This window comes from Bradyrhizobium sp. S3.7.6 (genome assembly GCF_054061875.1).
In genome coordinates, this window is record NZ_JBSSEQ010000001.1 from 1,926,650 (window position 1) to 1,939,218 (window position 12,569).

Below are 12,569 nucleotides of genomic sequence, written 5' to 3' on the forward strand. Positions count from 1 at the left end.
AGCTGTCATGCCCCGCGCAGGCGGGGCATCCAGTACGCCGCGGCCCTTCCGTATCCAACAAACGTCTCTGGAATACGGGATCACCCGCTCCAGTACGCAAGTGCGCACAAGGCGGGTGATGACGGCGGAGTGTGAAGCGTAGGGTTCGCCCTAAGCCTACTTCCGCAAAATCTTCACCAGCTCCCCGTGCACGAACTCGTTGCCGCACACGACGTGGCCGGTCACCAGCGCGTCGCCCGGCGTTGAGATGTCGCTCACCGTGCCGCCGGCCTCACGCACCATGATCATGCCGGCGGCGATGTCCCAGGATTGCAGATTGCGCTCCCAGTAGCCGTCGAGGCGGCCGGCGGCGACGAAGGCCAGGTCGAGGGAGGCGGCGCCGAAACGGCGGAGGCCTGCGACGCGGTCCTGGATCGCGGTCATCTCGCGGCGGAATTCCTCGTGGTCGCCGCGGCCGATATGGGGCAGGCCGCAGGCCACCACGCATTCGTTGAGCTGGCGGCGGCCGGCGACGCGCAGGCGCTGGTCGTTGAGGAAGGCGCCCTTGCCGCGCTCGGCGATGTAGAGCTCGTCATTGGCGGGGTTGTAGATCACGCCCGCAATGATCGTGCCCTCGCGCACGAGGCCGATCGAGATCGCGAATTGCGGGATTCCGTGCAGGAAGTTGGTGGTGCCGTCGAGCGGGTCGACGATCCAGGTGTGGCTCTTGTCGCTGCCTTCGCGGGTGCCGCCTTCCTCGCCGATGAAGCCGTAGCCGGGGCGGGCCTTGGCGAGGTCCTGGTAGAGGATCTCCTCGGCGCGCTTGTCGGCGAGCGAGACGAAATTGGCCGGCCCCTTCAGCGAGACCTGGAGATGCTCGATCTCGCCGAGATCGCGCTTGAGGCTGCGGCCGGCGCGGCGCGCGGCCTTGACCATGACGTTGATAGTGGCGGAATACAGCATGTGCTCTGGTCTTGATCGGGGGAAATGGCGCGAAATCGCGCCTGTTTGAAGGATGGGGTGCCCTGCGAGGGCCTTTGCGTCAAGTCATTTGGTCCCGAGCCATTTTCTGGCGGCGGCCTCGGCCTTGCCCCGGTCCTCGGCCGGCAGGTCGGACAATTGCTTGTCGAGCTCCGGATCGCCCTTGCCGGAGGTTTTCGCCACCAGGTGCCATTTAAAGCCCTCGACCTTGTCCACGGACGTGCCCATGCCGTTGATCAGCACCCAGGCCAGGCGGTTCTGCGCGATCGCGCTGCCCTGGCGGGAGGCCTTGCGGAGCAACGCGACGGCGGCCGGCTGGTTCTTCACCGTGCCGGTGCCGTTGAACATGGCGATGGCATATTCGACCTCGGCATCGACATTGTCCGCCAGTGAAGCCGCCTGGAGCAGCCGCACCGCGCGTTCCGGGTCCTTCGGCACGCCGGTGCCTTCCTTGTAGAAGGTCGCCAGCGCGTATTGCGCCTCTGGCAGGCCGGCATCGGCGGCCTGACGCAGCAGCTCGGCGGACCGCTTGACGTCCTGCGGCAGGGTCTGGCCGTCGAGGTAAAGCAGCGCGAGGTTATAGGCCGCCTTGGGCTCGCCGAGCTTGGCGGCGGACGCCATCAGCTTCACCGCCTCGCTTTTGTCGACCGAGCCGCCGCGGCCGGAAATTCGCAGCATGGCGAGCGCGAACATCGCCTCGCGGTCGCCGGCATCGGAGGCGCGCTTGTACCATTCCAGCGCCTTGGCGTAGTCGCGGCGGATGCCCATGGCGTTGGAATAGAGCTCGCCGAGCATGGTCATCGCCTTGGGATCGCCTGCTTGTGCGCGGGCGGTGGCGAGATCGAACGCCGTCTTGTACTGGCCGCGCTGATAGGCGCCGAACACCAGATCGACATTGGGATTGTCGGTTGCCGGTGCGGGGATCACGGTTGCGGGCAGCGCCGGCTTGGGCGAGGCGGCCGGCTTGGGCGAGGCCGAAGGTTTTGGCGCCGGCGCGGCCTCCTTCTTCTTGGCGGCCGGAGGCGGCTTGGGCTTCTGTTTCTCAGGCACAGCGCCAGGCGTGGCCACCGGCGGCGTGATCTGGAGCTGCGCGGCCGCGGGCGCCGTCAGCAGCAGCGTGGCCAGGATGGTGATGCGCGGGAGCTTCATGTCGGGCGCTAGCCGTGCTCCTGACCCGCAAGCGCAGCCGCATGGGCCTTCTTGATCTCAGCGTCGACCTCGATCAGCGCGGCCTTGGGACCGCGCGGATCGGACCAGACGAAATCGCCGACCAGCACGAAATCGGCGCCGCTGGCGGCGAAGTCGTGCGCCTCTTCGAGCGAGGTGGCAAAGCCGACGCAGGGCGGCTCGAACAGCTCGGCCCACCAGTCCAGCCGCTCGGCGATCGCCTGGGACGACGGGCGTTGGCCCTTTGCATCAGGTTCGCCGAACAGCACGTAGTCCGCGCCTATCTCGCCCGCATCCATGGAATGGTGCCGCGTCGTCAGCCCGCCGACGCCGGCGATGCGATCGGGCTTGAGCGATGGCAGCGCCTCTTTCAGCGCGGCGATGCCGGGCAGGTGCGCGCCGTCGGCGCCGCCACGTGCGACCAGTTCGGCATGACCTTCAACGAGCAGCGCGGCGCCCGCCTTCTGGACCGGTGGGGCCAGCGCCTTGATGCGCGTGATCATGGTGCGCTGGTCGGTCTCCTTCAGCCGCAGCAGCACGGCCGCGACGTCGGCGGCAGCGAGCAGGCCCGGCAGCTCGGCGACGAGCGCAGCGGGATCATCGACGGCAGGCGTCGCGAGATAGAGACGCGGCGCCGGGCGCGGCGGAGGCGATTTGTTCGACAAGATCTAGGCTGCTTTCTTTTCCAGGCTGCTTTGCCATTCGCCCTTGGACGCCAGACCATTCATCCGGGCGCGATGGCTGAATGCACTTTGGCCGGCTGCGACATTCTCGGCCTTGCCGGACCAGGCCTTCTGCGGCGCGGCCTGCAGCGCGCGGCCGTAGGAGAAGGTCAGGCCCCAGGGCAGCGGCCCGAGCTTATGCATGGCGTTGAGATGCGCAGTCGCCTCTTCGTCCGACTGGCCGCCGGAGAGGAAGGCGATTCCGGGCACGGCCGCGGGCACGCAGGCCTTCAGCAGCCGAATTGTCTTCTCCGCGACTTCCTCGACGGGAGCCTGCTTCGCGCACTTCTTGCCCGAGATCGCCATGTTCGGCTTCAGCACCATGCCTTCGAGCGCAACGCGCTGCACGCGCAATTCCTGGAAGGTCTTGTTGAGCACGCGGGTCGTCACTTCATAGCAGCGGTCGATGTCGTGATCGCCGTCCATCAGCACCTCAGGCTCGACGATCGGCACGATCTGCGCGGCCTGGCACAGCGCTGCGTAGCGGGCCAGCGCATGGGCGTTGGCGCCGATCGCGGTCATCGACGGAATGCCGCTGCCGATATCGATCACCGCGCGCCATTTGGCGAAGCGCGCGCCGCGCTCGTAATATTTCTTCAGGCGTTCGGCGAGCTTGTCGAGCCCGACGGTGACGAGCTCGCCCGGGCACATCGGCAGGGCTTGCGTGCCCTCGTCGACCTTGATGCCGGGGATGGCGCCGCTCTGTTCGATCAGCTTGACCAGTGGCGTGCCGTCCTTCGCGTCTTGCCAGATCGTCTCGTCATAGAGGATCACGCCGGAGATGTACTGGCTCATGGCCTCCCTGGAGCGGAACAGCATCTCGCGATAGTCGCGGCGATTGCCTTCCGTCGATTCCACCCCGATCGCGTCAAATCGCTTCTTGATGGTGCCGGAGGATTCGTCGGCGGCAAGGATGCCCTTGCCGGGCGCGACCATGGCGGTCGCGATCCTGTTGAGCTCAGTCAGATTCATCGAGAGGTCCTCCCAAAACGATGCTGCCCTTGCCTGTGAAAATAGACCGTTCTCGGGCAATTGCCGAGTTAACGTTCGTCGCAGGGTAAAGGGGCGGGAGGTCAGTTGGGCGAAAAAGAGCGGGCTGGGCGCCCCTTCACCTCGCCCCGCCTGCGGGGAGAGGTCGGATTTTGCGCGTAGCGTAAAATCCGGGTGAGGGGGTACAGGTCTATCGATAGGGCACAATTCGCGGAGCGAGCCCCTCACCCCGACCCTCTCCCCGCGAAGAGCGGGGAGAGGGAGGGATAGATCACGCCACCTTCGGATCGAGTTCGCCCTTGGCGTAGCGCTTGGCCATCTCGGCGGGGGTCAGGACCTTCTTGAACTTGGAGGCCTGGCCTGCGGTATTGAACTCCTGGAGCCGCTGCTTGCACAGCTTGGTCATCGCTTCCATCGCCGGCTTCAGGTACTTGCGCGGGTCGAACTCTTCCGGGTGCTCCTTGAACACCTTGCGGATCTGGCCGGTCATGGCCATGCGGTTGTCGGTGTCGATGTTGATCTTGCGCACGCCGTTCTTGATGCCGCGCTGGATCTCGGCGACCGGAACGCCCCAGGTCGGCTTCATCTTGCCGCCGAACTCGTTGATGATGTCCTGGAGGTCCTGCGGCACCGACGAGGAGCCGTGCATCACGAGATGCGTGTTCGGCAGCTTGCGGTGGATCTCCTCGATCACCTTCATGGCGAGGATGTCGCCGTCGGGCTTGCGGGTGAATTTGTAGGCGCCATGCGAGGTGCCCATCGCGATCGCGAGCGCGTCCACCTTGGTCTCCTGAACGAACTTCACGGCCTCGTCCGGATTGGTCAGGAGCTGGTCGTGGCTCAGCTTGCCTTCGGCGCCGTGGCCGTCTTCCTTGTCGCCCATGCCTGTTTCGAGCGAGCCGAGCACGCCGAGCTCACCCTCGACCGAGATGCCGCCGAGATGGGCCATGTCGGTCACGGTCTTGGTGACGCCGACATTGTAGGTCCAGTCGGCCGGGCTCTTGCCGTCGGCCTTGAGCGAGCCGTCCATCATGACCGAGGTGAAGCCGGCCTGGATCGCGGTCATGCAGGTCGCGGCCTCGTTGCCGTGGTCGAGATGCACGCAGACCGGAATGTGCGGATAGATCTCGGTCACCGCGTCCATCATGTGCTTGAGCATGATGTCGTTGGCGTAGGAGCGCGCACCGCGCGAGGCCTGGATGATGACGGGCGCGTCGACCGTGTTGGCGGCGTCCATGATCGCCAGCGCCTGCTCCATGTTGTTGATGTTGAAGGCCGGTACGCCGTAATCGTTCTCCGCTGCATGGTCGAGCAATTGACGTAACGTGATCCGAGCCATCTGTCTTTTTCTCCGGTTTGGGCCTGCAAGGCCGACTTAAAAGGCCGACTGATTACTTGGTGCGCAGAACTTCGACGCCGGGAAGGGGCTTGCCTTCCATCCATTCAAGGAATGCGCCACCGGCGGTCGAGACATAGGTGAATTGACCGGCCACATGGGCCTGGTTGAGGGCCGCGACCGTGTCGCCGCCGCCCGCGATCGAGATCAGCTTCTTGGCCTTGGTGCGCTCGGCGGCGTGCTTGGCGGCCGACACCGTTCCGCGGTCGAACGGCTGCATCTCGAAGGCGCCGAGCGGTCCGTTCCAGACCAGCGTGGCGGCGTCGTCGATGGCGGCGTGGACACGCGCGATCGATTGCGGGCCGACGTCGAGGATCATGCCGTCGGCCGGGATCGCATCGAGCCCGTAGGCATGCGAGGGCGCGTTCGCCGCGAAATGATAGGCGACGGTGGCGTCGACCGGCAGGATGATCGCGCAATTGGCGGCTTCCGCCTTCTCCATGATGCGGATCGCCGTCGCGGCGAGATCCTTCTCGGCCAGCGACTTGCCGATCCCAACGCCCTGGGCGTGCAGGAAGGTGTTGGCCATGCCGCCGCCGATCACGAGCGCGTCGACCTTGGTGACGAGGTTTTCGAGCAGATCGATCTTGGTCGAGACCTTGGCGCCGCCGATGATCGCGATGACGGGCTTGGTCGGCGAGCCCAGCGCCTTCTCCAGCGCGACGAGCTCGGCCTGCATGGTGCGGCCGGCATAGGCCGGCAGCTTGTGGCCGAGGCCTTCGGTCGTGGCATGGGCGCGGTGCGCGGCCGAGAAGGCGTCATTGACCCAGATGTCGCCGAGTTTTGCCAACTCCGCGACGAAGGCGGGATCGTTCTTTTCCTCTTCCTTGTGGAAGCGGGTATTTTCCAGGCACAGGATGTCACCATCCTTCAACGCAGCCACGGCCGTGGCCGCGGGCTCGCCGACACAGTCGTCGGCGAAGGCGACGGGCCTGTTCACGACTTTCGACAGCGCTTCGGCAACCGGCTTGAGCGACTCCTTGGGGTCGCGTCCCTTCGGCCGGCCGAAATGCGCGAGCAGGATGACCTTGCCGCCCTTGTCCGAGATTTCGGTGATGGTCGGCGCAACGCGCTCGAGCCGGGTCGCGTCGCTGACGCGCCCGTTGTCCATGGGCACGTTGAGATCGACGCGCAGCAGCACGCGCTTGCCCTTCACATCGACGTCGTCGAGGGTGCGGAATTTGTTGGTCATCGGACACTCTCTTGTCCCGGGCGCATAGCGGCGCGGAGTGCCGCCGTGCAGAGCCGGGACCTACGCTGGAGGGACATGGGTCCCGGATCTGCGACGCAGCGTTTCACGCTGCATCGCATCCGGGACACGAGAGCGGAGTTAGATCACCTTCGCGAACGCGACGGCGGTGTCCGCCATGCGGTTCGAGAAGCCCCACTCGTTGTCGTACCAGGACATCACACGCACCAGCGTGCCGTTCTGCACCTTGGTCTGGTCCTCGTGGAAGGTCGAGGAGTGCGGATCGTGGTTGAAGTCGATCGAGACGTTCGGCTGATTGGTGTAGCCGAGAATGCCCTTGAGCTGCTGCTCGGAGGCTCGCTTCATCGCCGCGTTGATTTCCTTGGCGTCGGTGGCGCGCTTGGCGACGATCTTGAGGTCGATGACCGAGACGTTCGGGGACGGCACGCGGATCGAGACGCCGTCGAGCTTGCCCTTGAGTTCCGGGAGCACGAGGCCGATTGCCTTCGCCGCGCCGGTCGAGGTCGGGATCATCGACATCGCCGCCGCACGGCCGCGGTAGAGATCCTTGTGCAGCGTGTCCAGCGTCGGCTGGTCGCCGGTGTAGGCGTGGATCGTGGTCATGAAGCCGGTCTCGATGCCGACCAGGTCGTTCAGCACCTTGGCGACCGGCGCGAGGCAGTTGGTGGTGCAGGAGCCGTTGGAGACGACCAGGTGATCCTTGGTGAGCGTGTCGTGGTTGACGCCGTAGACGATGGTGGCGTCGGCGCCGTCGGCGGGCGCGGAGATCAGCACGCGCTTGGCGCCGGCGGTGAGATGCGCGGAGGCCTTGTCCTTCGCGGTGAAGATGCCGGTGCATTCCATCGCGATGTCGACGCCGAGATCCTTCCAGGGCAGTTTCGAGGGATCGCGCTCGGCGGTCACCTTGATCTTGCCGCCGCCGAGGTTGATGGAGTCGCCATCGACGGTCACGGTGCCGGGGAAGCGGCCATGGACGCTGTCGAAGCGAAGGAGATGCGCGTTGGTCTCGACCGGGCCGAGGTCGTTGATGCCGACGACCTCAATGTCCTTGCGGCCGGACTCGGCAATAGCCCGCAGGATGTTGCGGCCGATGCGGCCAAAACCGTTAATTCCGACGCGGACTGCCATGTTTCATCTCCTTATGACCGTTCAATGACGTGTTCGATAACCCCGATCATCCCGCACAACGCGCTTAGCGCGCCTGCGAGGGTTTTTTAGGGCGGACGCCCGGTTCGGCCGGGCGATGCTTGATCATATGAGAGACTACGTAGTCCTTTTTTTTGGCAAGCTCAACTCTCAGCTAACGCGCTTCAGCACAGCGTTAACCGCAGCCTCGGCGGTAATGCCGAAATGCTTGTAAAGATCCTTCGCCGGCGCGCTCGCGCCGAACGAATGCATGCCGATAAAATCGCCATCCTGGCCGATCACGGCGTCCCAGCCCCAGCGCACTGCGGCCTCGATCGCGACCTTCACCGGCGCGTTGCCGATGATCTCGGCACGCTTGGCTTCTGGTTGCGCTAACAAAAGCTCGAGCGAGGGCACCGAGACCACCCGTGACGCGATGCCGCGCTCGGCGAGCTGCTTCTGGGCGGCGACCGCGATCTCGACCTCGGAGCCGGAAGCGAACAGCGTTGCCTTGGCTTCGCCCTGGGCGGCGACCAGCTCGTAGGCGCCGGCCGCGCAGGGAATGTCGTTCGGCGCATTGGTGCGGAGCTGCGGCAGGTTCTGACGCGTCAGCGCCAGCACGGTCGGGCCGTCGATACGATTGAGCGCAAGCTCCCAGCACTCGGCGACCTCGATGGAGTCGGCGGGGCGGAACACGCGCATGTTCGGAATGGCGCGAAGTGCGGCGAGATGCTCGACCGGCTGGTGGGTCGGGCCGTCTTCGCCGAGGCCGATGGAGTCGTGCGTCATCACGTAGACGACGCCGGCGCCCATCAACGCGGCAAGGCGCATCGCGGGTCGCGCATAGTCGGTGAACACCAGGAAGGTCGCGCCGTTCGGCGCGAAGCCGCCATGCAGGAAGATGCCGTTCATCGCAGCCGCCATGCCGTGCTCGCGGATGCCGTAATGGATGAAGCGGCCTTTTGGCGTCTTGGCCGAGAAAGCTGTGGCCGACTTCGCCTTGTTGTTGTTGGAGCCGGTGAGGTCGGCCGAGCCGGCGAGGAATTCCATCGGCATCGCGCCGGCAATGACTTCGATCACCGCTTCCGAGGATTTGCGGGTCGCCGCGGTCATCGGCTTTTCCAGCAGCTCCTTCTTGTAGGCGCGCACGGCCTTCGCGAGCGAGGCCGGACGCTCGTGGCGCAGACGGCGCTCGAACTCGGCGCGCTTGCGGCTGCCGAGCTCGCCGAGCCGTCCCTCCCATTCCTGCCGTGCCGCCGCGCCGCGGCTGCCGGCTGCGCGCCAGGCCTTAAGCACGTCATCCGGCACCGAGAACGGCTCGAGCGAGATGCCGAGATTTTCCTTGGCGGCCTTGAGCTCGTCGGCGCCGAGCGCCTCGCCATGCGCCTTCGCGGTGCCGGCCTTGTGCGGCGCGCCGAAGCCGATGGTGGTGCGGCAGGCGATCAGCGTCGGCTTGTTGGATTTTTGCGCGCGGGTGATCGCAGCGGCGATGGCGGCCTGGTCATGGCCGTCGATCTTTTCGGCGGCCCAGCCCGCGGACTTGAAGCGCTTCACCTGGTCGACGGAATCGGAGATCGAGGTCGGGCCGTCGATCGAGATGCCGTTGTCGTCGTAGAGCACGATCAGCTTGCCGAGCTTCCAGTGCCCGGCCATCGCGATCGCTTCCTGCGACACGCCTTCCATCAGGTCGCCGTCGGAGGCGAGCACATAGGTGTGGTGGTCGACGATCTTCTTGCCGAACTCGGCGGCCAGCATCTTCTCGGCGAGCGCCATGCCGACCGCGGTCGAGATGCCCTGGCCGAGCGGGCCGGTGGTGGTCTCGATGCCCTTGGTGTGGAAGTTCTCGGGATGGCCCGGGGTCAAGCCGCCGAGCTGGCGGAACTGCTTGAGCTGATCCAGCGTCATGTCGGCATTGCCGGTCAGATACAGCAGCGAATAGAGCAGCATCGAACCGTGGCCGGCCGAGAGCACGAAGCGGTCGCGGTCGGGCCAGTCGGTGGCAGTGGCGTCGAATTTCAGGAATTGCGTGAACAGCACCGTGGCGACGTCGGCGGCGCCCATCGGCAGGCCGGGATGGCCCGATTTCGCCTTCTCGACAGCGTCCATCGATAGGCCACGGATCGCGTTGGCCATGCGGTTGTGGTCGACTTGCGTCATGTCTGAAATCCGTCTGAAATGAGGCGCTTGGCGGTGGTGCGGGCCGCGTGGGGGGAGCCTGGCGGCCACGGAAGGTTGGGCTGGGATAGCACCTCGGTTCCGGGAGTCCAAGGCAATCAAACGTCGGTTTGGCCGTAAAAGTTGCTTAGCAGTGCATAGTTTCGCGGCGGCGTTGCGCTCCGCTAGCTTGCCACGTAAATTTCTGCTTCTAACCGTTTGCCGAACCGAGTCTTTTGCCGGACGGCAAGCCCCACGGGCAAGGCCACAGGTTCCGCCGCTGACTGCATGAACGATCGCGTTTCAAACAGCTCTGCCATGACGGAGTCCTCGGCCGTCGAGATCGAGATCGCGACCCGCAGACTCATGGCGGCGCTCGACGCGCTCGAAAGCGCGGTGGAGCGGCGGCGCGATGCCGATCGCGACGAGAACGAGCTCGCGGCGCGAATCCAGGCACTGGGCGCGGATCGCTCGCGGCTTGCCGATGAGCTCGACGGCGCGCTGGTGAAGGCGCGCAAGCTCGAGCGCACCAATCGCGAAATCTCCGATCGGCTGGATTCCGCAATCGTCACGATACGCTCGGTGCTCGATACCGGAGAGGACGGATGAGCCACATCAACGTCACCATCAACGGCCGGCAATACCGCATGGCCTGCGAGGAGGGCCAGGAGGTGCGGCTGCTCAAGCTCGCCGAAAGCCTGGAGACGCGAATTCAGTCGCTGCGCGGAAAATTCGGCGAGATCGGTGATGCCAGGCTCACCGTGATGGCGGCGCTGACCGTCTGCGACGAGCTGGTCGACGTTGGCAACCGCGTCCGCACCATGGAGCAGGAGCTGACTGAGCTCAGGGATTTCCGCAATGCCGCCGTCGAGCGCGCCCGGATGACCCAGACCGCCGTGGTGAATGCGCTCAACGCCGCCGCCGAGCGCATCGAGAAGTCGACCCAGGTCCTGAACCGGACGGTGGGCAACGGGATCGCGATCGGCTGATTTTGGGCGGACCGCCCGTTGGGCTGGCGGTTCGTCAGTATCGTTGTTACATTGCGCGGGCGAGGCTGCGACGTGCGTCAGGAGCCATATATCCCCGGGGCCTTATCGATCCTTTAGGGAACTGTCCCTGGCCGGGCCCGTGGGCTCGGACATATGGTGCCCACCTACTTTCGTAGGGAACTCCGGGATCGAGTGCTTCAACGGCGTTCGCGGCTTCGCACTTTTTTTGCTTGGTTTGTGCTTGTCGAAACGACTGCGGCCAGCTCGGTAGATGTCATGCTCCGGCTTGCCCGGCGCATTCAGTACGCCGCAGCCTTTGTGTGAATCACCACCGCCTCTGGAATACTGGATCACCCGCCCCGGTGCGCAAGGGCGCACAAGGTGGGTGATGACGTGGGGGACCAAAGCGCATGTCCAATTCGAAAGCCGAACTCCGTGCCAAAGCCCTCGCGGCGCGCGATGCGCTGAGCGAGAAGAAGCGCACCGCCGCCGCCGCAAAGCTCGCCAAGCGCGGGCTGCCGTTCCCGCTCCTGCCCGGCAGCATCGTCTCCGGCTATTCCCCGATCCGCAGCGAGATCGATCCGCTGCCGCTGATGAAGGCGCTCGCCGAGGCGGGCGCAAGGCTCGCGCTGCCCTGCGTCACCGCCCGCGGCCAGTCGCTGATCTTCCGCATCTTCCATCCGAACGACCGCCTGATGCTCGGCCCGCTCGGCATTCCCGAGCCGTCGCCGGCCGCGGCCGAAGTCATCCCCGACATCATGCTGACGCCGCTCGCGGCCTTCGACCGTCTCGGCCATCGCATCGGCTATGGCGCGGGGCACTACGACCACACCTTCGCGCATCTGCGCAAGACCAAGCAGATCGTCGGCATCGGGCTTGCTTTTGCAGCGCAGGAGATCAAGGCGGTTCCGGCACTATCGCACGACGTCGCGCTGGATTATGTGCTAACGGAATCGGACGTGTTCGATTTCCGGAGTTCTGAAGTTGCGCATTCTCTTCGTGGGTGATGTCGTCGGCCGTAGCGGCCGCAACGCCATCGCCGAATATCTGCCCGGCATGGTCAAGGACTGGTCGCTCGATTTTGTCGTCGTCAACGGCGAGAATTCCGCCGGCGGCTTCGGCATCACGGAAGCGATCTATCAGGAGTTTCTCGATGCCGGGGCCGATGCGGTGACGCTCGGCAATCATTCCTGGGACCAGCGTGAAGCCCTGGTGTTCATCGAGCGCGCCGAACGCCTGGTGCGGCCCACGAACTACCCGCGCGGCACGCCCGGCCGCGGCGCCGCGCTGGTGGAGACCAAGAACGGCAAGCACGCGCTCGTCGTCAACGCGCTCGGCCGGGTCTTCATGACCCCGTTCGACGATCCCTTCGCCGCGCTCGAGCGCGAGCTTGGTGCCTGTCCGCTCGGCGTTGCCGCCGACGCCATCGTCGTCGACTTCCATTGCGAGGCGACCAGCGAGAAGCAGGGCATCGGCTTCTTCTGCGACGGCCGCGCCAGCCTCGTCGTCGGCACCCACACCCATGTGCCGACCGCCGACCACCAGATCCTGTCGGGCGGCACGGCCTACATGACCGACGCCGGCATGACCGGCGATTACGATTCCATCATCGGCATGCAGAAGGAAGAACCGCTGCGGCGCTTCACGTCGGGGATTCCCTCCGGCCGGTTCGAGCCGGCGGCTGGCGTTGCAACGCTCAGCGGCGTTGCGGTCGAGACGGATGATGCCACGGGCCTTGCGCTAAAGATTGCGCCGGTGCGCGTCGGCGGCCGGCTGGAGCCGGCGACGCCGAAGTTCTGGTTGAGCTGAAGTCTCACGGTATTGGCCACCCTCCCCTGGAGGGGGAGGGTCGCTAC

At 65.6% G+C, this 12,569-nt stretch carries 12 protein-coding genes and 1 other RNA gene; 5 read left to right on the forward strand and 8 right to left on the reverse strand.

Annotation, left to right across the window (positions count from 1 at the left end; genetic code table 11):
- Positions 1 to 156 precede the first annotated feature (156 nt).
- From ACVJ5M_RS09090 to tkt, 8 genes are all read right to left on the reverse strand, one after another.
- Positions 157 to 942 carry an inositol monophosphatase family protein gene (locus tag ACVJ5M_RS09090; protein ID WP_063981020.1) on the reverse strand — a complete coding sequence of 262 codons (786 nt, stop codon included), beginning with the start codon at positions 940 to 942 and terminating at the stop codon, positions 157 to 159.
- A gap of 84 nt (positions 943 to 1,026) precedes the next feature.
- Positions 1,027 to 2,109 (reverse strand): tetratricopeptide repeat protein, encoded by a 1,083-nt coding sequence (locus ACVJ5M_RS09095; protein ID WP_063981021.1) that lies wholly within the window; start codon positions 2,107 to 2,109, stop codon positions 1,027 to 1,029.
- Between the two features lie 8 nt (positions 2,110 to 2,117).
- The gene (locus ACVJ5M_RS09100) at positions 2,118 to 2,792 is read right to left on the reverse strand and encodes a thiamine phosphate synthase (protein WP_063981022.1); all 675 of its coding nucleotides are present in this window, start codon (positions 2,790 to 2,792) and stop codon (positions 2,118 to 2,120) included.
- A gap of 3 nt (positions 2,793 to 2,795) precedes the next feature.
- Positions 2,796 to 3,821, reverse strand: coding sequence for a class I fructose-bisphosphate aldolase (locus ACVJ5M_RS09105; protein WP_063981023.1), 1,026 nt, complete (start codon positions 3,819 to 3,821; stop codon positions 2,796 to 2,798).
- A 289-nt stretch (positions 3,822 to 4,110) separates the two neighbouring features.
- A complete protein-coding gene (fba, locus tag ACVJ5M_RS09110; RefSeq protein ID WP_071916654.1) occupies positions 4,111 to 5,178 on the reverse strand; it encodes a class II fructose-bisphosphate aldolase in 1,068 nt (355 codons plus the stop codon).
- Positions 5,179 to 5,230: 52 nt separating this feature from the next.
- Positions 5,231 to 6,427 (reverse strand): phosphoglycerate kinase, encoded by a 1,197-nt coding sequence (locus tag ACVJ5M_RS09115; protein ID WP_063981025.1) that lies wholly within the window; start codon positions 6,425 to 6,427, stop codon positions 5,231 to 5,233.
- 138 nt (positions 6,428 to 6,565) lie between these two features.
- Positions 6,566 to 7,573 (reverse strand): type I glyceraldehyde-3-phosphate dehydrogenase, encoded by a 1,008-nt coding sequence (gene gap, locus ACVJ5M_RS09120; protein WP_063981026.1) that lies wholly within the window; start codon positions 7,571 to 7,573, stop codon positions 6,566 to 6,568.
- A gap of 168 nt (positions 7,574 to 7,741) precedes the next feature.
- On the reverse strand, positions 7,742 to 9,727 hold the full coding sequence (gene tkt, locus ACVJ5M_RS09125) for a transketolase (protein ID WP_063981027.1): 1,986 nt from the start codon (positions 9,725 to 9,727) through the stop codon (positions 7,742 to 7,744).
- 285 nt (positions 9,728 to 10,012) lie between these two features.
- Here tkt and ACVJ5M_RS09130 point away from each other — a divergent pair, with 285 nt between their 5' ends.
- The 5 genes from ACVJ5M_RS09130 (at position 10,013) to ACVJ5M_RS09150 (ending at position 12,522) form a co-directional block, all read left to right on the forward strand.
- Complete coding sequence (locus tag ACVJ5M_RS09130) at positions 10,013 to 10,333, forward strand: DUF4164 domain-containing protein (protein ID WP_020608063.1); 321 nt, start codon at positions 10,013 to 10,015, stop codon at positions 10,331 to 10,333.
- A complete protein-coding gene (locus ACVJ5M_RS09135) occupies positions 10,330 to 10,713 on the forward strand; it encodes a cell division protein ZapA (protein WP_028150902.1) in 384 nt (127 codons plus the stop codon). The genes ACVJ5M_RS09130 and ACVJ5M_RS09135 overlap by 4 nt, the downstream gene beginning before the upstream one ends.
- Positions 10,714 to 10,772: 59 nt before the next feature.
- Positions 10,773 to 10,933, forward strand: a non-coding RNA gene (gene ssrS, locus ACVJ5M_RS09140) — 6S RNA.
- Between the two features lie 190 nt (positions 10,934 to 11,123).
- Positions 11,124 to 11,720 carry a 5-formyltetrahydrofolate cyclo-ligase gene (locus ACVJ5M_RS09145; RefSeq protein ID WP_166079786.1) on the forward strand — a complete coding sequence of 199 codons (597 nt, stop codon included), beginning with the start codon at positions 11,124 to 11,126 and terminating at the stop codon, positions 11,718 to 11,720.
- A complete protein-coding gene (locus ACVJ5M_RS09150; RefSeq protein WP_028150900.1) occupies positions 11,698 to 12,522 on the forward strand; it encodes a TIGR00282 family metallophosphoesterase in 825 nt (274 codons plus the stop codon). Before ACVJ5M_RS09145 ends, ACVJ5M_RS09150 begins: the two co-directional genes overlap by 23 nt.
- The last annotated feature ends 47 nt before the right edge of the window (positions 12,523 to 12,569 follow it).

Coding starts and splice junctions, on each gene's coding strand:
- ACVJ5M_RS09130 (WP_020608063.1), top strand. CDS start 10,013: ATGAACGATCGCGTTTCAAACAGCTCTGCCATGACGGAGTCCTCGGCC.
- ACVJ5M_RS09135 (WP_028150902.1), top strand. CDS start 10,330: ATGAGCCACATCAACGTCACCATCAACGGCCGGCAATACCGCATGGCC.
- gap (WP_063981026.1), bottom strand. CDS start 7,573: ATGGCAGTCCGCGTCGGAATTAACGGTTTTGGCCGCATCGGCCGCAAC.
- ACVJ5M_RS09090 (WP_063981020.1), bottom strand. CDS start 942: ATGCTGTATTCCGCCACTATCAACGTCATGGTCAAGGCCGCGCGCCGC.
- ACVJ5M_RS09095 (WP_063981021.1), bottom strand. CDS start 2,109: ATGAAGCTCCCGCGCATCACCATCCTGGCCACGCTGCTGCTGACGGCG.
- ACVJ5M_RS09105 (WP_063981023.1), bottom strand. CDS start 3,821: ATGAATCTGACTGAGCTCAACAGGATCGCGACCGCCATGGTCGCGCCC.
- ACVJ5M_RS09115 (WP_063981025.1), bottom strand. CDS start 6,427: ATGACCAACAAATTCCGCACCCTCGACGACGTCGATGTGAAGGGCAAG.
- ACVJ5M_RS09145 (WP_166079786.1), top strand. CDS start 11,124: ATGTCCAATTCGAAAGCCGAACTCCGTGCCAAAGCCCTCGCGGCGCGC.
- tkt (WP_063981027.1), bottom strand. CDS start 9,727: ATGACGCAAGTCGACCACAACCGCATGGCCAACGCGATCCGTGGCCTA.
- fba (WP_071916654.1), bottom strand. CDS start 5,178: ATGGCTCGGATCACGTTACGTCAATTGCTCGACCATGCAGCGGAGAAC.